21 protein-coding genes are annotated in these 17,788 nt (G+C 70.7%); 7 read left to right on the plus strand and 14 right to left on the minus strand.

Annotated elements, in window-relative coordinates; genetic code table 11:
• Positions 1-28: 28 nt before the first annotated feature.
• A complete protein-coding gene (locus V7S47_RS08025; RefSeq protein WP_336561086.1) occupies positions 29-727 on the plus strand; it encodes a hypothetical protein in 699 nt (232 codons plus the stop codon).
• Between the two features lie 49 nt (positions 728-776).
• On the opposite strand, the gene V7S47_RS08030 is transcribed toward V7S47_RS08025, so the two are convergent.
• Together V7S47_RS08030 and V7S47_RS08035 are read right to left on the minus strand one after the other, a co-directional pair.
• Positions 777-1,163: a hypothetical protein gene (locus tag V7S47_RS08030; RefSeq protein ID WP_336561087.1), complete on the minus strand. Its 387-nt coding sequence runs from the start codon at positions 1,161-1,163 to the stop codon at positions 777-779.
• Between the two features lie 82 nt (positions 1,164-1,245).
• Positions 1,246-2,430, minus strand: a complete 1,185-nt coding sequence (locus V7S47_RS08035; RefSeq protein WP_336561088.1) for a benzoate/H(+) symporter BenE family transporter — start codon at positions 2,428-2,430, stop codon at positions 1,246-1,248.
• 47 nt (positions 2,431-2,477) lie between these two features.
• On the opposite strand from V7S47_RS08035, the gene V7S47_RS08040 reads away from it, so the two are divergent.
• The gene (locus tag V7S47_RS08040; protein ID WP_336561089.1) at positions 2,478-2,999 is read left to right on the plus strand and encodes an XRE family transcriptional regulator; all 522 of its coding nucleotides are present in this window, start codon (positions 2,478-2,480) and stop codon (positions 2,997-2,999) included.
• A 73-nt stretch (positions 3,000-3,072) separates the two neighbouring features.
• Here V7S47_RS08040 and V7S47_RS08045 read toward each other — a convergent pair whose 3' ends face one another.
• Entirely contained in the window at positions 3,073-3,726 is a 654-nt protein-coding gene (locus V7S47_RS08045; protein ID WP_336561090.1) for a hypothetical protein, read from the minus strand.
• Positions 3,727-3,868: 142 nt separating this feature from the next.
• On the opposite strand from V7S47_RS08045, the gene V7S47_RS08050 reads away from it, so the two are divergent.
• Complete coding sequence (locus tag V7S47_RS08050) at positions 3,869-4,969, plus strand: hypothetical protein (protein WP_336561091.1); 1,101 nt, start codon at positions 3,869-3,871, stop codon at positions 4,967-4,969.
• Positions 4,970-5,247: 278 nt separating this feature from the next.
• The gene (locus tag V7S47_RS08055; protein WP_336561092.1) at positions 5,248-6,357 is read left to right on the plus strand and encodes a hypothetical protein; all 1,110 of its coding nucleotides are present in this window, start codon (positions 5,248-5,250) and stop codon (positions 6,355-6,357) included.
• An 83-nt stretch (positions 6,358-6,440) separates the two neighbouring features.
• On the opposite strand, the gene V7S47_RS08060 is transcribed toward V7S47_RS08055, so the two are convergent.
• On the minus strand, positions 6,441-6,938 hold the full coding sequence (locus tag V7S47_RS08060; protein ID WP_336561093.1) for a hypothetical protein: 498 nt from the start codon (positions 6,936-6,938) through the stop codon (positions 6,441-6,443).
• Between the two features lie 290 nt (positions 6,939-7,228).
• On the opposite strand from V7S47_RS08060, the gene V7S47_RS08065 reads away from it, so the two are divergent.
• Entirely contained in the window at positions 7,229-7,855 is a 627-nt protein-coding gene (locus V7S47_RS08065) for a DUF6308 family protein (RefSeq protein ID WP_336561094.1), read from the plus strand.
• 120 nt (positions 7,856-7,975) lie between these two features.
• Here V7S47_RS08065 and V7S47_RS08070 read toward each other — a convergent pair whose 3' ends face one another.
• A complete protein-coding gene (locus V7S47_RS08070; protein WP_336561095.1) occupies positions 7,976-8,710 on the minus strand; it encodes an SDR family oxidoreductase in 735 nt (244 codons plus the stop codon).
• Between the two features lie 100 nt (positions 8,711-8,810).
• On the opposite strand from V7S47_RS08070, the gene V7S47_RS08075 reads away from it, so the two are divergent.
• A complete protein-coding gene (locus tag V7S47_RS08075; RefSeq protein WP_336561096.1) occupies positions 8,811-9,659 on the plus strand; it encodes an MmyB family transcriptional regulator in 849 nt (282 codons plus the stop codon).
• Positions 9,660-9,665: 6 nt separating this feature from the next.
• On the opposite strand, the gene V7S47_RS08080 is transcribed toward V7S47_RS08075, so the two are convergent.
• The 5 genes from V7S47_RS08080 to V7S47_RS08100 all read right to left on the minus strand — a co-directional run bounded on the left by V7S47_RS08080 (position 9,666) and on the right by V7S47_RS08100 (position 13,768).
• The gene (locus V7S47_RS08080; protein ID WP_336561097.1) at positions 9,666-10,100 is read right to left on the minus strand and encodes an SRPBCC family protein; all 435 of its coding nucleotides are present in this window, start codon (positions 10,098-10,100) and stop codon (positions 9,666-9,668) included.
• A gap of 65 nt (positions 10,101-10,165) precedes the next feature.
• Positions 10,166-10,681, minus strand: coding sequence for a gamma carbonic anhydrase family protein (locus V7S47_RS08085; protein ID WP_336561098.1), 516 nt, complete (start codon positions 10,679-10,681; stop codon positions 10,166-10,168).
• A complete protein-coding gene (locus V7S47_RS08090) occupies positions 10,678-11,850 on the minus strand; it encodes a CaiB/BaiF CoA transferase family protein (RefSeq protein WP_336561099.1) in 1,173 nt (390 codons plus the stop codon). Before V7S47_RS08090 ends, V7S47_RS08085 begins: the two co-directional genes overlap by 4 nt.
• Positions 11,847-12,611: an enoyl-CoA hydratase gene (locus tag V7S47_RS08095; RefSeq protein WP_336561100.1), complete on the minus strand. Its 765-nt coding sequence runs from the start codon at positions 12,609-12,611 to the stop codon at positions 11,847-11,849. The genes V7S47_RS08090 and V7S47_RS08095 overlap by 4 nt, the downstream gene beginning before the upstream one ends.
• The gene (locus V7S47_RS08100; protein WP_336561101.1) at positions 12,608-13,768 is read right to left on the minus strand and encodes a CaiB/BaiF CoA transferase family protein; all 1,161 of its coding nucleotides are present in this window, start codon (positions 13,766-13,768) and stop codon (positions 12,608-12,610) included. Before V7S47_RS08100 ends, V7S47_RS08095 begins: the two co-directional genes overlap by 4 nt.
• A gap of 73 nt (positions 13,769-13,841) precedes the next feature.
• Between V7S47_RS08100 and V7S47_RS08105 the strand changes: the two genes are divergently transcribed.
• On the plus strand, positions 13,842-14,570 hold the full coding sequence (locus tag V7S47_RS08105; RefSeq protein WP_336561102.1) for a GntR family transcriptional regulator: 729 nt from the start codon (positions 13,842-13,844) through the stop codon (positions 14,568-14,570).
• On the opposite strand, the gene V7S47_RS08110 is transcribed toward V7S47_RS08105, so the two are convergent.
• The 4 genes from V7S47_RS08110 to V7S47_RS08125 form a co-directional block, all read right to left on the minus strand.
• Positions 14,567-15,946 carry a GntP family permease gene (locus tag V7S47_RS08110; protein ID WP_336561103.1) on the minus strand — a complete coding sequence of 460 codons (1,380 nt, stop codon included), beginning with the start codon at positions 15,944-15,946 and terminating at the stop codon, positions 14,567-14,569. The two genes, V7S47_RS08105 and V7S47_RS08110, sit on opposite strands and share 4 nt — an antisense overlap.
• A 113-nt stretch (positions 15,947-16,059) precedes the next feature.
• Positions 16,060-16,584 (minus strand): flavin reductase family protein, encoded by a 525-nt coding sequence (locus tag V7S47_RS08115; protein WP_090860452.1) that lies wholly within the window; start codon positions 16,582-16,584, stop codon positions 16,060-16,062.
• On the minus strand, positions 16,581-17,081 hold the full coding sequence (locus tag V7S47_RS08120; RefSeq protein WP_336561104.1) for an NADPH-dependent FMN reductase: 501 nt from the start codon (positions 17,079-17,081) through the stop codon (positions 16,581-16,583). Before V7S47_RS08120 ends, V7S47_RS08115 begins: the two co-directional genes overlap by 4 nt.
• Positions 17,078-17,788 carry an alpha/beta hydrolase gene (locus tag V7S47_RS08125; protein WP_336561105.1) on the minus strand — a complete coding sequence of 237 codons (711 nt, stop codon included), beginning with the start codon at positions 17,786-17,788 and terminating at the stop codon, positions 17,078-17,080. The genes V7S47_RS08120 and V7S47_RS08125 overlap by 4 nt, the downstream gene beginning before the upstream one ends.

The following is a 17,788-nucleotide window of genomic DNA, read 5'->3' on the forward strand; positions in this document are numbered from 1 at the left end:
TCGACGCGGTCCTTGTAGCGTCGGGTCCGTGCCCGACCGTCTCTCCACGCTCGAGGTCGTCGTCGAGCGATCGACTCCGAACTACCCGACGGTCCGCCTGCACGTCGACGGCGTCGACGTGCTGGACCCGGGCCACGAGGAGAACGGCAACGACCCGGCCGACATCCTGGACACTGGCGCGCTGGTCCCCCAGTCCGAACCGCGCCGCATCGCGTTCTACGGATGCGGCTGTGGAGCGTTCGGGTGCTTCGTCGTCGCGGGTCTGATCACCGAGAACGCCGGGCTGGTGAGCTGGACCGACTTCCGCACCGTCACCGGCGCCTACCACTCCGCGCTGCCCGACCCGAGAGACGGCCCGGACCCCGCTCGCAGCGTCAACACGATGCACGAGGACCCGGACGACGGCCTCGATCTTCCGGACGTGCACTTCGACGCCGCGCAGTACCACGCAGCCGTCGGCGCCGCGATGAGGGACCGCAACTGGGAGTCACGGGCTCGCGCGGTCGCCCGGCTCGTCCGCGAGCGGCTCCCCGACCTCAGCCTCCGTGCGGCGCAGCACGGCGACGTCATCCACCTCCACCACCAGTACGACGGGGAGAAATGGCCCGACCAGGTCGCCCTCGCCGTACCGTCGGGCTCCACGGTGGCGGTCACGGACTGCCTGGTGGCGCTGCTGGAGGAGGGTCGGGACCCGCGCGAGATCGTTCGCCGACGGCTCTGGCACTGAGGAGGACGAGCGCGGCGGTGACCCCGGCGCCCGTGACGACGACCGCGTGTCAGAAGTAGTTCTCGGGCAGCGTCGACAGCCACCAGACGAACAGGCCGAAGCCGAGAAGAAGCGTCCCGGACGTCCAGACCGCACCCCTCACCCATCGCGGCATCGGCCCCTTCGCCGCACGCGGCGAGTCCGGGAGGAAGAACGCCCAGGCGAGGTCCGGCATCTCGCCGGCCGCGAACGTGACCTCGCGCTCCGGGGTACGAACCGTCCAGACATCGACGCAGTGACGCTGCGCCGGTCGGGAGGGATGGGCGACCACGATCCGCCTATCCAGAGGCACCCAGTCCTGGCCCCAGGGATCGATGCCGAGCAGGTCGAACTCCTCGCCCTCCCAGCACAGGCCGACCGAGCTCCACCCAGGAGTCACGGGCGGCGAGGCGGACATACCGCGACGGTAGCGGCCCCGAGCCCTGGCTGACGCACATCGCCGACGAGCCGGACCGACGTACCGGGACCCGCCCCGACACTCAGGGGCGTACGGCGCTGACGACGGGTCGCAGCAGCGGACGCAGCACCAGGCCTGCCAGCAGCGCCCAGAACGCCGCGCCGACGCTGAGGATCGTGACCCCCGAGGCGGCGATCACGAAGCACACCACGGCCGCCTCCCGGTCGTCCTCGTCGGCGAGCGCACCGGCCAGGGAGGCGGCCAGGGTGCCGAGCAGCGCCAGCCCGGCCGCCGCCTGCATGACGTCCCCGGGGGCGGCAGCCACGAGGGCGGTGAGGGCACCGCAGGCCAGGGCCAGGACCAGATAGGTCACGGACGCGGACACCGCCGCGACCCACCGGCGACCGCGGTCCGGCCCGGCCATCGGCCCGGCGGTCATCGCCGCGGTGATCGCCGCCAGGTTGATGGCGTGGCCACCGAAGGGCGCCCCGACCAGCGTGCCGATGCCGGTGACGGTCATCGTCTCGCGCCACGGGACCTGGTAGCCGAAGCTCGACGTCACCGCCACGCCCGGCACGTTCTGCGAGGCCATCGTGACGACATAGAGCGGTACGGCGATGCTGACGACCGCGGCGACCGACCAGTGCGGCGTCGTCCAGGTGAGCGTGGGGACCAGGTCGCCGGGATCGACCGACGAGCCGGCCGAGATGATCACCACGACCAACGCGACCGCGAGCGACACCGGTACCGCCCATCGCCGCGAGATCCGGTGCATGACCAGCCAGGCGAGCACCACCGGCCCGACGTACGCCGGGGAGTCCGCGAGGCCGGTCACCGGCTGGAGGCAGATCGGCAGCAGGACGCCGGCGAGCATCGCGCGGGCGAGCGAGGTGGGGATCCGGGCGATCAGGTCGCCGAGCGCCGGCACCAGGCCGGTGAGGACGATCAGGAGTCCGGTCACGACGAAGGCCCCGACGGCCGCCGGCCACCCGCCCGTGACCACGCCCGTCGACAGCAGCAGCGCCGCACCCGGCGTCGACCACGCGAGGGTGATCGGCGTGCGGTGCCGCAGCGTCAGCCAGAGCATGCCGAGCGCCTGGGTCAGGAACAACGTCAGCAGGCCCGACGCCGCCTGGGCGGAGCTGGCGCCCACGGCGGTCAGCCCGGCCAGCACCACGACGAAGGAGCTGCTGGAGCCGACGACCGCAGCGACGATCCCGGCGACGGCCGGGGTGCCCTCGTGCGGTGACGTCGCGACCTGGCTCATGACAGACTCCGTTCTGTAAACAGAACGCAGGCTAGTGGGAGGACGTCATGACGAGCCAACCGGGGATCGCCGTCGGCGCCCGGATCCGCGCCCTGCGCACCGAGCGCGGCCTGTCGCTCTCCGCGCTCGCAGCGGCGGCGGGCATCGGGAAGGGCTCCCTCTCCGAGTTGGAGACCGGCCGCCGTAACCCCACCCTCGACACCCTCTACGCGCTCACCGGCCCGCTCGGCGTCCCACTCGCATCACTGGTCGACTTCCGTGACGGGTCTGTGGTGGCGGACGAGGGCTTCGAGACCGTCCTCCTGCACACCGAGCGGACCCCGTCGGCGACCTCCGAGGTCTGGCTGCTGCGGGTCGACGCCGGCGTCACGCGGTCCTCGGAGGCGCACGCCCCCGGGGTCGTCGAGCAGCTGACCGTCCTCGCCGGCTCGTGCCGCGTGGAGTACGGCGATGAGTCGGTCGAGATCGCCACCGGTGAGCACGCCGCATGGCCCGCCGACGTCCACCATCGCTACACGGCGGGCGACACCGATCTGAGGGCCATCAATGTAATCGTCACGCCCGTCTGAGAAGCACCGCCAGCCGCTGCAGCACGGTCAGAGACTTGGGTCAAGGACGGTGCAGTCCGCCGCGAAGCCGTCGTCACGCAGCACCCAACTTGTATGCGACCAGCGCCACGGTGACGAGAAGTGCCCCTATGGAGCCCAGCGCCGCCCATATTTGCGGAACCGTCATCGATTTCAACAATACGCCGAGTGGAAGTGCAGTTACGTCTTGAACCGGGGTATCGATGACAGATGCCCCCGCTGCATGGGCTTCGACCTTCTTCACCCAGTCGGCCAGTACGGCGCGAAACTCGTTGGTCTGGAACGCCGCTGGATCAGGAGCGATCGTCTGGACGTACCAGTCATAGCTGGGCTCAAGTAACCCCTCTGGGAGCAGACCTCTCTCGACGATCATCAGTAGAGGGAGTCCCTGCCGATAGCTCATGGCAGCCTCAATGTGGTTCCAGACGGTAGGCAGTCGTATTTGGGAGATGGCCGACTCGTCTGGCGAACCTCGCCGAGCGACTGCTTTCTCGACGGACATCCGCTCGAGCGCGAGGACGACGGTGCCATGGCACTCATCGAGGACCTTCTCGATTTGTTTCAGAGGCGCCGCCGACGAGAAGTCGGTGCGTCCGACGGTCCTCGGTGCGACACCAGTGGTTCGGAGCGCTTGCTCCAAGGCCTTGATCACGGCCTCTTGCTCAACCGATGAGGTTCGTCCAACGCTGAGGAAGACATCACTACCCACAGGCGCAGTATGACCCCTGCAGGACTTCTGAACCCGACCATCACCCAGTGCGACATTCCGCCGCGTGACGTCTTGTGGCTGCTGCCTAGAGCGCGGAGCGTATTGCTAGCCTGCGGGGCACCCACCGGCGACAATGACTAGGGTGCCCGCGCAGCCCTACGAAACTCGCCTTCGCCCTGCCACCGAGCGTCTGGATGCCCTACGCGAAGCCGTGGTAGAGGACGTCGACGCGGACGTAGGCGGAATTGGGTGGTGGGACGGCCAAGTCGACTTCCGTCGCCTCGCCATCTTGACCGAGTACCTCATTGAGTCGATCTCGGGAGCCGCGGCTGCGCTCGTTAACGCCTCCTATGAAGCGCAGCAACATCGCGAGAGTCTCGCCTCTGAGGACAGATGGTTGCGCTCGCAGTGGCGCAAGGTTCAGACGAGTCGAGGCCAGCTGGGCTTCTTCCAGGCGCTGTCCGAGCGCACAGCTTTCGACGAGCGGCGCGAGCGCTCGATCCAGCTAACCGGCGAACACTCCATTGCACATCAGGTCCAGTGCCTCGATCGGCTCGCCGCGTGTCTCGTCATCGTCGGTGCCGCACCAGTTTCTGTGAAGCACGCGGGGTGGTCGGGCGTACGGGACCTAGCGAAGAAGTCGAAGGCGTCTAGCACGACTGCCAAGCTAGACCCACTAGGAACAGATGGCCGCGAGCTTCAGGATGGGCTATTCGCGACAGTCCTCGAGTCTCCCAAGTTCGGTCCGACGGACTGGATGGAGTGGATGTTCGCACTAAGGAACGCCGACACTCATCGCGCGAACCGTCTGAACTGGAACATGCAAGTCGGCGATCTCGCTGCCGAGGGTGCCATGCTTCGCCCGTTCCCCCGTCAGCCTGACTTCACTGACTTGGAGGCGCTGAGTGACACCACCGTCGACCGACGTGAGGGAATTCAGCAGCTCGTGCTTCTTCATCGCTCGACCTCCATCCTTGAGGGGTTGCTCGATTCGATGGTGCGCTACGTGGCTCACATCGTCGACGCACTTGAGCGCTGCTGGTCCGCCCGCCGGTCGAGCCCGACCGCCCTGATTCAACGGGGTGCTCAGTGGCAAGACCTTCGAGGGACCCGACTTCGATTTCCCGGCTACGGCGACCCACTGGCAACGGTCGGCGACATGTTGGCTGTGAACCCGGAGATGGCGATGCGACTCAGGGCGGCGCGTGTCCTCGACGATCGTCTCGAACACTGGCGGGATTAGAGGGCGCACGGGCGCTTCGAAGGCAGCAAGCCAACGACCGCTCGGAGAGTCTGGAGGCACGTCATCGACTCCCGCGGGTTCAACTTGATTGTCCTTCGGGCCGGTGAGCAGTTGTCGTAAGCAAGCGCGTCTTTCCGCCGCGACAGCGGTCTATTCACGAAGCGGGCCAACCAACCCCGAGCACGGATAGGCCCGGCGAATCCTCGCCTGAAGCAACTCGGCGAACTCAACGTCCACTATGCGACCTCGCCGTCGGACGACTGCACTACGGTCCACCCATGCGAAAGATGCTCGCGGTCTGCGCGGCCTTGGTCCTGCTTGCCGGATGCGGTGGTGGTTCTGACGATTCTTCGGATTCGAGCGACCCCACCGCTCGGAGCGCGGCTCTGGTACTGCAGTCACAGATCCCCGACGTCACGCAGTTGATCGAGCTCGACGAGGACAACGACCCGAACGACCTCATCGGACGCCCGAATGGGTACACGGCGGCAACGGTTGTCTTCGACTCGCGAGTGTCCTGCGACGCGGACGAGCCGGGGGTTGACTGCGGCGCGACCATCGAGCAGTGGCCTTCGCAAGAGGACGCGGAGAAGCGGTCCGAGTACATCCAGGATCTGCAATCTGGCAGCAGCCTCCTGGGAAGCGAGTGGAACACGGTCCGCAATAACCTTCTCCTGCGCGTCACGGGGAACATGGACCCTTCTGGCGCCGAGGCCTACGCGGACGTCTTCAAATCCGCGGACCTCGGTGAAGACGCCAGCGACAAGCTCTCAGACGCCGCACGAACGGAGGCTGGTAGCGGTGCTCCGGCGCCCGAGAAGGAGCCATGGACGCTCGTGGACTCAGGGTTCGGCGCCCAGTTCGGCTACGCCTGGACGATCGCTAGGGTGCAGAACGACGACGACCACGCCGGCCAGACCGTCACCGTCAACTTCAACCTGCTGGACGAGTCCGGCGAGCTACTTGCAAGCGGCTCCCAGGTCTCTCACTTCAGCTGGCCAGGACAGGTGCTCCCGGTAGCAACCCAGGTCGAGGTGCCGAAGGGGAAGAAGCCCGCAGCCGTCGAGGCCACGGTCCTGGTCGAGGACGAGGGAACCTTCGACGACCAGACATCTGAGGACTGGGGCACGTTCCCCGGCAAGATTTACCAACCGGAGTACTCCGACTCCTACGGCGCGCGGTTCGAAGTCACGAACCCGACTAGTGGGCCGCTGGATGGGGCGTCGTTTCAGGTGGTGTGCACGAACAAGGCCGGGGAGATCGTCGGCGGTGCCGGAGAATACCCAGAACTGATTCCCGCATCGGGCCGCGTCTTGGTTGACGTGTCCTCGCTGTACACCACAACCAAGCCGGCCGAGTGCACCGGCTACCTCGCCCCCTGGATGTAGCCGCATGCAGGGTGAAAGGCATGCCGCGGCCCGTTTGGACAGCCGTGCGGACCAGACAGGTTGACCTGCCCCATTCCGTCGCGTCAGTCCCTGCCAGCCAGCTGTTTGGGCCAAGTGTTCTCGTGATGCTTACCCTCGGAGTCGATGAAGGTGACTGCCGCGATAGTCTCGCGCAAACGGCTAGCGGCCGCATAGTCGATCCGCAGGTAGCGGTTCCAAGGCCGGGTGGCTCCACCTGCGATGACGGGCTGTCTGAGCCGCAATGTGTGAGACGCGTCATCGAGATGCTGTCCCCGAACGCGCCGGACGTCCATGGCGAAGTGGATGTCGACCTCCACCTGACTAATCGGAAATTGGCCAGGGTTGTAGACGGAAAAGACGTACTTCCAAACCGCTGTTCCGTCGCTCAGCACCTCGTCCCGCCGGGGATTGTGCTCGGGAAACCACGACACGCAAACGCCTTCAATCCCGAGTTTTCTCTCCTTCTTCCTGTCCCGAGTCAGCAGTTGGAACTGGCTCCCGGTATACGCGAGACCACCAGCCGCAATCAGAACAGAAGCGGTAGACGTCCAATCAGACATATGAGCTCCTACGCCAGGGGACTGCATGTTCCCATGCGGCGCGTTGCCGAGCGGTCCTCAACCGAGCGCTGCCTCGCCTACTCACTTGCCCGGCCCCGCATCACTCCGATACTTCGGTCCTCCAATGCGCACACGAGTAGCCCGGCCGGCGAACTGCTCCGAGAAGCGGACACGTCTTTCCGCCGCGATTGCTCCAGTCTCGACGGACGACCTCCTGGACTGCCGCTCGCGCTCTAGACAACCCGCCAAGAACACCCGACGCCTTGCTAGCTACACGCCATCCTGGCGTGATGCGACTGCCCGAACTCCTTCAGGACTCCGACGGTCGCCGTGCCCGAGCGGTCCTCTCCCGCTACTACGGGACGGGGGCGTACTCACGCCCGAGTCCCTTCACCGGCTCACGCTTCGACGCCTGGGACAGCTCCGGGACCAGATGGGCCGACCGTCACCGCTTCACCGCGGACGATCTCGTCGCAGTCACGTTCCTTTCAGTGGACGTCCCCGCCCGTGCTGCGATCCAGCTGCTCGACTCGCGGGCACACACCTTCCAGGAACTCCTTGATCAACTTGGCGAAGATCGCGATCTCATTGAAGAGAGCGAGGCCTGGGGCGACGACTGGGCAGGTTGGCAACTTTGGAAAGAGTTGATGAGTCTTCCCGGCGTTGGAGCCACGACCGCGAGCAAGCTACTTGCCCGCAAGCGACCAAAATTGAGGCCGATCTACGACTCCGTCGTGGCGGAGGTTGTTGGCTCGACCCAACTGTGGGAACCACTTCGAGCGCTGCTCAGCTCCTCACCCGAGTTGCACGAGCGGCTGCTGCGGTTACGCCATGACGCCGATCTGCCCGACGAAGTCTCGGCGTTGCGGGTGTTCGACGTAGTCGCATGGATGGAAGGCAAGTACGGGCCAGGGTGATGGCCCCCCGGCCCAGTTCTGGCTGCGACCGGACCCACCTCGCTACATACATGTGAGCGGCCAATCCATCGCCATCAAGACCGGGTGCACGAACGCCGTCGGACACGAAAGAAGCTGGCTTCAGGCGATCCCGCCGTTGGCCCGGACTACCTGCCCGTTGACCCAATGCCCAGCAGGCGAGGCCAGGAAGCCGACCACCTCGGCCACCTCCTCCGGCCTACCGATCCGCTCCAGCGGAGCGAGCTTCGCGAGCCGGTCGAGGGTGGCGTCGTCCTTGCCGTCCAGGAAGAGGTCGGTGGCGGTGGGGCCGGGGGCGACGGCGTTCACGGTGACGTCGCGGCCGCGGAGCTCGCGGGCGAGGACGAGGGTGAGGCCCTCGACGGCGGACTTGGAGGCGATGTAGGCGCCGTACGTCGGGTGCCGGAGCTCGACCTGGGAGGTGGAGAAGGTGACGAGGGCGCCGCCGGGGCGGAGGCGGCGGGCGGCCTGCTGGGCGACGACGACGGTGCCGCGGATGTTGGTGCGGTGCATCGCGTCGAGCTCGTCGAGGTCCAGGTCGGCGATCGGGGACAGGTGCATCCGGCCCGCTGCGTGGACGACGACGTCGACGCCGCCGTACTGCTCCTCGGTGGTGTCGAAGAGGGCGGCGACAGCGTGCTCGTCGGCGACGTCGGCCCGTACGGCGGTCGCCCGGCCGCCGGCCGCCGCGATGTCGGCGACCGTCGCCTCGGCGGCGGCGGTGTTGCCGGCGTAGGCGAGGACCACGGGGTGGCCGGCGGCGGCGAGGTGGAGGGCGACGGCGCGGCCGATGCCGCGTGAGCCGCCGGTGACGATGGCTACTCGGTTCGTGTTCATGGCTCCACCGTCCTCGCCGCGGCGGGGCGGAACCAGAGTGTGCTCACCGGGGGGACGCCACCCCCTCCCTCAGCGCACCGGGCCGGAGGACACTGGGGGCGTGGACCTCAGCGAGCTCGGCGCCTTCGTGAAGTCGCGGCGCGACCGGATCCGGCCCGCCGACGTCGGGCTGCCGACCGGGCCCCGGCGCCGGGTGCCGGGCCTGCGGCGCGACGAGGTCGCGGTGCTGGCGGGCGCGTCGGTCGAGTACTACATCGAGATCGAGCGCGGGTCCGGCGTCCAGCCGTCCGAGCAGATGCTCGCCGCGCTGGCCCGGGCGCTGCGGCTGTCGCGTGACGAGCGCGACCACCTCTACCACCTTGCCGGGCGGGCGCTGCCGGCCGACGGCGGGGCCGCGGCCCACGTCCACCCGGGGCTGCTGGACCTCCTCGACCGCCTGGCCGGTACGCCGGCGCAGGTGATCACCGACCTGCACGTGACCCTCGTCCAGAACCCGCTCGCGGCCGCGCTGGTCGGGTCCGAGAGCCACCTGCGCGGGCCGGAGGCCAGCTTCGTGTGGCGCTGGTTCACCGACCCGGCGTCGCGGGGGCTCTATCCGACCGACGACCACGACCGGCACGCGGCGTCGTTCGTGGCCGACCTGCGCGCGGCCGTCGCCCGGCGCGGGCCGCGCGACGAGGAGGCCACGACGCTGGTCGACGAGCTGCTCGCCCGGTCGGAGGAGTTCCGCACCCTGTGGGAGCAGCACGACGTCGCCGTACGACGGGCCGAGCGCAAGCGGCTCGTGCACCCCGGGCTCGGCGTGGTCGAGGTCAACTGCCTGACCCTGCTCAGCGACGACGGCCGGCAGCGGCTGCTGTGGTTCACGCCGGTCCCGGGCACCGCCTCGGTCGAGCAGCTGGAGCTGCTCCGCGTGCTCGGCACCCAGGACCTCGTCCCGGAGCGCTGAGCGCGCTCAGGCCAGCCGCTGGGCCAGGTTGGCCAGCACCCCGTCGTGGATGCGGGCGAGGCCCTTGGGGGCGAAGGTCCGCTCGAAGAAGCCGCCGATGCCGCCGGCGCCGTCCCAGGTGGTCGTGACGACCACGCGGCTGCCGTCGCCGGCCGGGCTCACGACGTAGCGGGTGACGAGGGAGGAGTTGCGGTCGGTCTCGGTGACGCTGGTGGCGTCGGTCGTCACGTCGGCGACGACGTGGCGGACCCGCTTCTCGGTCGCGTGCAGCCGCCAGGTGACGACCGTGCCGTCGCCGACGCCGCCGCTCTGCACCGCGTAGTCGGTGTAGCGGTCGGTGAGGATGGCCGGCCGGGTGTCGACGTAGTCGGCCAGCGCGACCAGCGCGGCCTCGGGCGTGGCGGGCAGGGTCGCCTCGGTGGTGGCGGTGACCTGGGACATCGTGGCTGGCTCCTCGAGCAGGGGACGTGCGGACCGCCATTCTCTCGCGGGCCCCGCGCGGGCGGTCAGCCGGCGTGGTGGACCCGGGCCAGCTCGGCGTACCCGTCGGCGTTGAAGCGGATGCCGGCCCGCTCCTCCTCGGTCGTCGTACGACGCACCTTCGCGGGCAGCCCGGCGACCAGCGAGCCGGGCGGGACGACCGTCCCCTCCAGGACGACGGCGCCGGCCGCGACCAGCGACCCGGTCCCGATGACGGCGCCGTTCATGACCACGGCGCCCATGCCGACCAGGACGTCGTCCTCGACCGTGCAGCCGTGCAGCACCGCGCGGTGGCCGACGCTGACGCCGGACCCGATGGCCAGCGGGAAGCCGGGGTCGGCGTGCATGACGCAGCCGTCCTGGATGTTGCTCCGCTCCCCCACGGTGATCGCGTCGCCGTCGGCGCGTACGACGGACGCGTACCAGACCGAGGCGCCGGCCCCGATCGTCGTGGCGCCGACCAGGGTCACGTCGTCGGCGATCCAGGCGGTGGGGTCGACCTCCGGGAGCCGGCCGGCCCAGGCCACCCGCCGCGCGCTCACGACTCGCTCCGCGAGGCCAGCCAGGCCAGGACCGAGGGTCCGTCGGCGCCCAGGCTCGGCGGGGCGGCGTGGTCGGCGCGGGCGTGGCTGTCGAAGCGCACCGGCGGTCCGGGCAACTGGAGCGCGCCGAGGGCGGGGTGCTCGACGTCGAGCAGCAGCCCCTGCGAGCGGACCTGCGGCGAGGTGTAGACCTCGTCCAGGGTGCGGATCGCACCGGACGGGACCCCGGCCTCGTCGAGCGCGGCCAGCAGGTCGTCGCGGGTGCGGTCGGCGAAGGCCGCCTCGAGCAGCGCGATCAGCTCGTCGCGGTGCTCGACCCGCGAGCCGTTCGTGGCGAAGCGCGGGTCGTCGGCGTCGACGCCCGCCACCGCCGCCGTACGACGCCAGAGCGAGTCGTTGGCCGCGGCGATCTGGAGCATGCCGTCGGAGCAGGCGAAGGCACCGTACGGCGCGATGGACGGGTGGTGGTTGCCCTGGGCCCGCGGGACCTGGCCGGCCACGGTGTAGCGGGTGCCCTGGTAGGCGTGCACCCCGACCAGCGACGACAGCAGCGAGGTCCGTACGACGTCGCCGCGCCCGGTCGTGTGCCGCGCGTGCAGCGCGGCGAGGATCCCGTAGACCGCGTGCAGGCCGGCGAGCAGGTCGCCGATGGGCACGCCGACCTTGGTGGGCTCGTCCGGTCCGGGCCCGGTCAGGCTCATCAGCCCGGCCTCGCCCTGGGCGATCTGGTCGTAGCCGGGACGGCCGCCCTCCGGCCCGTCGTGGCCGAAGCCGCTGATCGAGCAGACCACCAGCCGCGGGTTGCGCGCGTGCAGCGCCTCGACGGTCAGGCCCATCCGGTCGAGGACGCCGGGCCGGAAGTTCTCGACCAGCACGTCGGCCGCGTCGACCAGCTGCCAGAGCACGTCGAGGTCGGCCTCGGCCTTGAGGTCGAGGACCACCGACTCCTTGTTGCGGTTGGCCGAGAGGAAGTAGGTGCTGACCCGGTGCTTGTCCTCGCCGACCCACGGCGGGCCCCAGGCACGGCTGTCGTCGCCCGCGGCGCGCTCGACCTTGATCACCCGCGCGCCGAGGTCGCCGAGGATCATCGTGGCGTGCGGCCCGGCCAGGGCCTGGGTCAGGTCGAGGACGACGATGCCGTCGAGGGGGCCGTCCAGAGGTGCTGTCACTGTCCGCTCCAGGTGGGGGTGGTCTTGCTGGTGAAGGCGGCCGCGCCGGCCGCGAAGTCCGCCGAGCCGTAGACCTGGGCGATCACGTCGTCGGCGTCGACGGTGCCGGCCGCCGCGTGCAAGCGTCGCAGGATCTCCTTGCCGGCCGCCATGGTGAGCGGCGCGTGGCCGAGGATCCGCTTGACGACGGACGCGGTCTCGGCGGTGACGTCCTCGGCGATGCGGCTCACGAACCCGGCCTCGCGGGCCTGCTCGGCGTCGAGGAGCCGGGCGGTCAGGATCATGTCGATGGTCCGCGCGTGCCCGAAGTGCCGCATGGTCAGCGCATAGCTGGCGGCGGAGAGCGTGTTGCCGAGGGTGCGGGCGATCGGGTAGCCGAACCGCGACCCGGGGTGCGCGACCCGGACGTCGGCGGCGGCCGCGATGGCCAGGCCCCCGCCGATGCAGAACCCGTCGACCGCGGCCACCACCGGCACCCGTACGGCGAGCAGCCGCCCGATGGTCGCGTCGATCTCCTGCTCGTAGGCCACGCCCCGCGGGCCGTCGAAGCCCGCGAACTGGCGGATGTCGGTGCCGGCCACGAACGCGGCGCCGCCGGCCCCCCGCAGCACCACCACGCGGACGGCGTCGTCCGCGTCGGCCCGCTCGCAGGCCGCGACCAGGCCCTCGTACATGCCGAAGGTCATCGCGTTGCGCGCCTCCGGGCGGTTGAACGTCACCCGCAGGACGGGGCCGTCCAGCTCGGTCAGCAGCTCGCTCATCGGGCCTCCTCCAGCTCGGCCAGGACGGCGTCGGTGCTGTCGCCCAGCAGCGGACCGGCCCCGTCCCGGCGCACCGGCGTACGCGAGAAGCGCATCGGCGAGCCGATCTGCCGGACCGGGCCGAGGGTCGGGTGCTCGGCGTCCCAGAAGAAGTCGCGGGCGGCCAGGGCCGGGTCGGCGAAGACCTGGTCGTAGGTCTGGATCGGCGCGCACGGGACGCCGGCCTCGTCCAGGATCTCGACGACCCGGTCGGTCGGGAGCGTCGCGGTCACCGCCTCGATCGCGGTGATCAGCGCGTCGCGGTGGGTCATCCGACCGGCGTTGTCGGCGAAGCGGGGGTCCTCCGGCAGCGCGTCCAGGCCGAGGGCCGCGCAGAACCGGAGCCACAGGCCCGGGGTGTTGGCCCCGACGGTGACGTGGCCGTCGGCGGTGACGACCGCCTGGTACGGCGCCTGGCTCTGGTGGGCCGAGCCCTGCGGACCGGGGACGGTGCCGTCGCCGAAGTAGCGGCCGGCCTCCCACACCCCGAGCGAGACGCCGGACTCGTAGAGGGAGACGTCGAGGTGCTGGCCCTGCCCCGAGCGGTCCCGCTCGCGGAGCGCGGCGGTGACGCCGAGGGCGACGTACATGGCGCACATCAGGTCGCAGATCGGCACGCCCACCTTGGCCGGACCGGCGTCCGGGAAGCCGGTCACGCTCATCAGCCCGGAGCGGGCCTGGGCCATGATGTCGAGGCCGGGCCGGTCGGCCAGCGGGCCGTCCTGGCCCCAGCCGGAGGCCGAGGCGTAGACCAGGCGCGGGTTCTCGGGCGCCAGGTCGTCGTACCCCAGGCCCATCCGGCGCATCGCGCCCGGGCGGAGGTTCTCCACCAGCACGTCGGCGCGTCGTACGAGCGCGCGGAACGCGTCGCGCCCGGCCTCGGACTTCAGGTCCAGCTCGACCGACTCCTTGTTGCGGTTGAGCCGGACGAACGACGAGCTCTCGCCCCCGACGAACGGCGCGTTGCCGCGCACGAAGTCACCCGTCCCCGGCGTCTCGACCTTCACCACCCGGGCGCCGAGGTCGGCGAGCTGGGTGGCGGCGTACGGCGCCGCGATGAAGGAGCCGACCTCGACGACCAGTACGTCGGCGAGCGGTCCGGGAGCCTGGGCGTTCATGATCCTCCTGAGTTGGTACTCGGTATACCGTACGCAAACTACGTGCTGACCGTCACCCGCTAGGGTTCGGCCCATGGAGCCCACCGCGGACCGGCGTCTCGTCGCCCCGCCGAGCATGGCCCAGCTGGCGTCCGACGCGATCCGGGCGATGATCCTGGGCGGGGAGCTGGCGCCCGGCGACCGGCTGGTCGAGGCCCGGCTCACCGAGCAGCTGGGCGTCTCCCGCCCGCCGATCCGCGAGGCGCTGAAGGACCTGCACCACGAGGGCCTGGTCGTCTCGCACCCGCGGCGCGGGATGGTCGTGCGCGAGCTGACCCGCCACGACGTCTACGAGCTGGTCACGCTGCGCGACGACCTCGAGGCGATGGCGCTGCGACTGGCCCTGCCGCTGGCCGACCCGGACCGGCTGGAGCCGGTGCGGTCCGCGCTGGCCGACTTCGAGCGGGCCGGCGAGCAGGGCGACGGGGGCGCGACCCTGGTCTCGCTGGGCCTGCGCTTCCACCAGGCCGTGGTCGCGCTGGCCCACCACGAGCGGCTGCTCGCGACGTACCGGAGCCTGCAGCTGCAGATGGAGCTGTGCATGAGCCTCAACGTCGCCAGCCGCACCCAGGAGTCGCCGGCCGGCAACGCCGCCCGGCACCGGGTGCTGGTCGACGTGCTCGAGGCCGGCGACCTCGACGCCGCGCTGGAGGCGTTCGCCAGCCACGGCCACCGCAGCTTCCTGCCCGCCGTCGAACAGCTCGGCGGCGGCTCGCCCGAGTCGGACGCGTGGCTCGCCCGCCTCCAGGAGCTCGACCACTAGAGCACCAGGCTCATCAGCAGCACCACGCCGAGGCCGACGACGGAGGCCACGGAGGTCGACGTACCGACGGTCTTGACGGCGCCGCTCGTGGTCATCCCCAGCAGGTTCTTGGCCATCCAGAAGAAGTTGCTGTGCACGGTCATCAGGAAGAGCGCGCCCGCGGCGGCGGCCAGCGCGATGAGCATCGGGTCGATGCCCGAGCTCTCCGCCACCGGCGCCAGGATGCCGGCCGCGGTGATCGCGGCGACGCTGACCGAGCCGATGGCCACGTGCAGCACGACGGCGATCAGCCAGGCCAGCAGGATCGGCGGACCGGAGCTGGAGGCGAAGAAGTCGCCGAGCACGTCGCCGAGGCCGGTCGCGCGGACCAGGCCGGCGAGCGCGCCGCCGAGGCCGGTCAGCACCAGCACCTCGCCGAGCGAGGAGAAGCTGGTGCCGAGCGCCCGGCCGACGCCGTCCTGGCCGCGGTAGAAGCGGACCAGCATGATCGCGCTGAACGAGCCGATCAGCAGCGCGATCGTGGGCGCCGCCAGGAAGGCGAGCACGGCGTTCTCGACGTCGAAGACGTCGGTGATCGAGCCGGCGGCGACCAGCACCAGCGAGACGATGACCGGCGAGACGGCCAGCAGCAGCGGCACCCGGCGGCCCTCCTGGACCTGCTCGGTCGCCACGGCGGCCGTGCCCGCACCGGTCCCGTCGAGGCCGTCGAGCGCGTCGAAGGTCGCGCGGTCCTCGTCGGTCTCGGGCTTCCAGAACGGCGTGCGCTCGATCAGCACCGTCATCACGAAGACGGTGACCAGGATGGTCACCGCGCCGGCGATGCCGCCGAAGATCAGGTAGCGCCACAGCGGGATGTCGATGACGCCGGCCAGGGCCAGCGAGCCGACGCTCGGCACCATCATGGTCAGACCGACCAGGATGCCGGCGACCAGCGCCGAGGCGACCCGCGGGATGCCGTTCGGGCCGGAGGTGCGGGCCAGGCCGCGGGCGACCGGGGCGGTGACGACCAGCATCACGTCGGCGAAGATCGCCTGCAGGGCGGTCCCCGCGGTCACCCCGAGGGCGTACGGCGACTTCCGCGGCCCGAAGATGCGCATCAGCCCGCGCACGATCCGGTCGATCGCGCCGAGCTCGTGCATCGCCGTACCGAGGGTGACGCCGAAGGCGATGAGCAGGCCGATCTCGGCCAGGATCTCGCCGAAGCCCGTCGTCAGGGTGCTCAGGGTGTCGTCGAGGCCGAGCCCGCTGGCGATACCGAGGTAGAGCACGCCGGCCAGCAGCGAGTACACCGGGTGGATCTTCAGCACCACGATCAGCGCGATGATGCCGACGATCGTGATCGCGGTGTGCAGGAGGAGCAGGTGGTCGTGGGTCATGGAGGGTGCTGCCGCCGTTCTGTCCCGGTGGGATGGGTGTGATGCGGACAACACCATAAGGTATTCGGTATACCGACGTACAGCCTTCCGTATGACTCAGGTCACCAGCGCCGTCAACGGCGCGCGGCGCCCCCGTCCTGGTGGTCGAGGAACGTGCCGAACCCGCTGCGGTGGAAGACCAGCGGGCTGCCGACCGCGCCCTCGTGCTCGACGGCGTGCAGCTCCAGCAGGACCAGGACGTGGTCGCCGGCCTCGACCTCGCGGTAGACCGTGCAGTCGAAGCGGGCCAGGCCCTCGTCGAGGGTGACCGCGCCGTCCGGGCTGACGGTGTAGGCGAGGTCGTCGAAACGCCGGTCGACCGGCCCGGCGAGCGCGCGGCAGACCGAGGCGTGGTGCTCGGCGAGCACGGTCACGCCCAGGTGCGACGACCGGCGCAGGTCGGGCCAGGTCTTGGAGGTGTTGGCCAGGTTCACCGACACCAGCGGCGGGTCCAGGCTCACCGAGGTGAACGAGCTGGCCGCGAGGCCGACGGGCCGGCCGTCGACCTCGGCCGCGAGCGCGACGACGCCGCTGGGAAAGATCCCGAAGGCCTCGCGCAGGGCGCTGGGGTCGAGGTCCTGGTTGGTCGTGAGGCTCATGCGGCTCCGTTCAGGAGGGCGGTCACGACGGGCGCCGTGGCGGCGAGCCAGTCGGCGTACGCGGCGGGGTCGTCGTGCTGGGCGTCCACGACGTAGAGGCCCCGGCCGGGGACGGTGCCGCCGATCTCCGTGAGCACCGGCCGCAGCAGCAGCTCCGGCGCGAGCGCGTGGGCCGGGCTCCCGCCCAGCATCAGGGGTACGGCGACGCCCGACAGGCCCGTCCCGCCGGCGAACCGGTCGAGGAACAGCTTGAGCAGCCCGGTGTAGGCGCCCTTGTACGTCGGGCTGGCCACCACCACCAGGTCGGCCGCGCCCACCTGCTTCACCAGGGCGGCGACGGTCGGGTCGGACCAGTCCAGGACCGCCGCACCGAGGGTGGCCAGGTCGACGACCAGGTCGGGCTCGGCGCCGCTGAGCTCGCGGGCGACGTGGGTGGCGGCCGCGAGCGTGCGGCTCTGCGGCTTGGGGTTGCCGACCACCACGGCGGTGGTGGTCATCGGCCGGCCGCCACGGGGACCAGCACGGGCGGCAGGTCGCGGCCGAGCTTCAGCGACTCCAGGAACAGCACGACGGTGGCCGCGACCGAGCGGTGCGAGGCGTCGTTGAGGACGTCGTGGCGACCGCCCTGGACCAGCCAGACCCGCGCCTGCGGCGCGTCGACGTACGGCGCCACCGCGTCGTCGGCGGGCGTGATCCGGTCGGTCGAGCCGTGCACCACCAGCACCGGCTTGTCGGGCGCGGTCAGCTCGAGCGCGTCCCAGGGCAGCGGCCGGGTCAGCGCGCCGCGCTCGAAGTCGGGGTCGGCGTCGAGGACCGAGCGGTGCACCGGACACGCCGTCCGCGCGTCGACCTCGTCCTCCCAGGTCGCGCCGCCGGTCGAGCCGGGCAGCGCCAGGCCGGCGACCACGGCCGCGTCGGCGTCCACCTCGCCGACCAGGGTCGCGGCCAGGGTGGCGCCGGAGTCGGTGCCGACGAGCACCTTCGGCGACGGCAGCGACTCGTCGGCGATCAGCTTCTCGACCTGCGTGCGGGTGCCCTCGAGGTCGTCGAGGTCGACGGGCACCAGGCGGACCCGGTAGGCGTCGGCCGACAGCCGCTTGCCGAAGCGCTGATACGACGCGTCGGTCTCGCCGCGGCCGGGCAGCACGATCAGGGTGCCGCGCGGCGTCGCGCCGGTGGGCTCGTCCCAGGTGGTGACAGTCAT

The organism is Nocardioides sp. CCNWLW216 (assembly GCF_037120545.1).
In the GTDB taxonomy this organism is placed as follows: domain Bacteria; phylum Actinomycetota; class Actinomycetes; order Propionibacteriales; family Nocardioidaceae; genus Nocardioides; species Nocardioides lianchengensis.

Excerpts from the sequence above, each read along its gene's own strand:
- V7S47_RS08030 (WP_336561087.1), bottom strand. The coding sequence starts at position 1,163 with ATGTCCGCCTCGCCGCCCGTGACTCCTGGGTGGAGCTCGGTCGGCCTG.
- V7S47_RS08035 (WP_336561088.1), bottom strand. The coding sequence starts at position 2,430 with ATGAGCCAGGTCGCGACGTCACCGCACGAGGGCACCCCGGCCGTCGCC.
- V7S47_RS08040 (WP_336561089.1), top strand. The coding sequence starts at position 2,478 with ATGACGAGCCAACCGGGGATCGCCGTCGGCGCCCGGATCCGCGCCCTG.
- V7S47_RS08055 (WP_336561092.1), top strand. The coding sequence starts at position 5,248 with ATGCGAAAGATGCTCGCGGTCTGCGCGGCCTTGGTCCTGCTTGCCGGA.
- V7S47_RS08060 (WP_336561093.1), bottom strand. The coding sequence starts at position 6,938 with ATGTCTGATTGGACGTCTACCGCTTCTGTTCTGATTGCGGCTGGTGGT.
- V7S47_RS08065 (WP_336561094.1), top strand. The coding sequence starts at position 7,229 with ATGCGACTGCCCGAACTCCTTCAGGACTCCGACGGTCGCCGTGCCCGA.
- V7S47_RS08070 (WP_336561095.1), bottom strand. The coding sequence starts at position 8,710 with ATGAACACGAACCGAGTAGCCATCGTCACCGGCGGCTCACGCGGCATC.
- V7S47_RS08080 (WP_336561097.1), bottom strand. The coding sequence starts at position 10,100 with ATGTCCCAGGTCACCGCCACCACCGAGGCGACCCTGCCCGCCACGCCC.
- V7S47_RS08095 (WP_336561100.1), bottom strand. The coding sequence starts at position 12,611 with ATGAGCGAGCTGCTGACCGAGCTGGACGGCCCCGTCCTGCGGGTGACG.
- V7S47_RS08100 (WP_336561101.1), bottom strand. The coding sequence starts at position 13,768 with ATGAACGCCCAGGCTCCCGGACCGCTCGCCGACGTACTGGTCGTCGAG.
- V7S47_RS08105 (WP_336561102.1), top strand. The coding sequence starts at position 13,842 with ATGGAGCCCACCGCGGACCGGCGTCTCGTCGCCCCGCCGAGCATGGCC.
- V7S47_RS08110 (WP_336561103.1), bottom strand. The coding sequence starts at position 15,946 with ATGACCCACGACCACCTGCTCCTCCTGCACACCGCGATCACGATCGTC.
- V7S47_RS08115 (WP_090860452.1), bottom strand. The coding sequence starts at position 16,584 with ATGAGCCTCACGACCAACCAGGACCTCGACCCCAGCGCCCTGCGCGAG.
- V7S47_RS08120 (WP_336561104.1), bottom strand. The coding sequence starts at position 17,081 with ATGACCACCACCGCCGTGGTGGTCGGCAACCCCAAGCCGCAGAGCCGC.
- V7S47_RS08125 (WP_336561105.1), bottom strand. The coding sequence starts at position 17,788 with ATGACTGTCACCACCTGGGACGAGCCCACCGGCGCGACGCCGCGCGGC.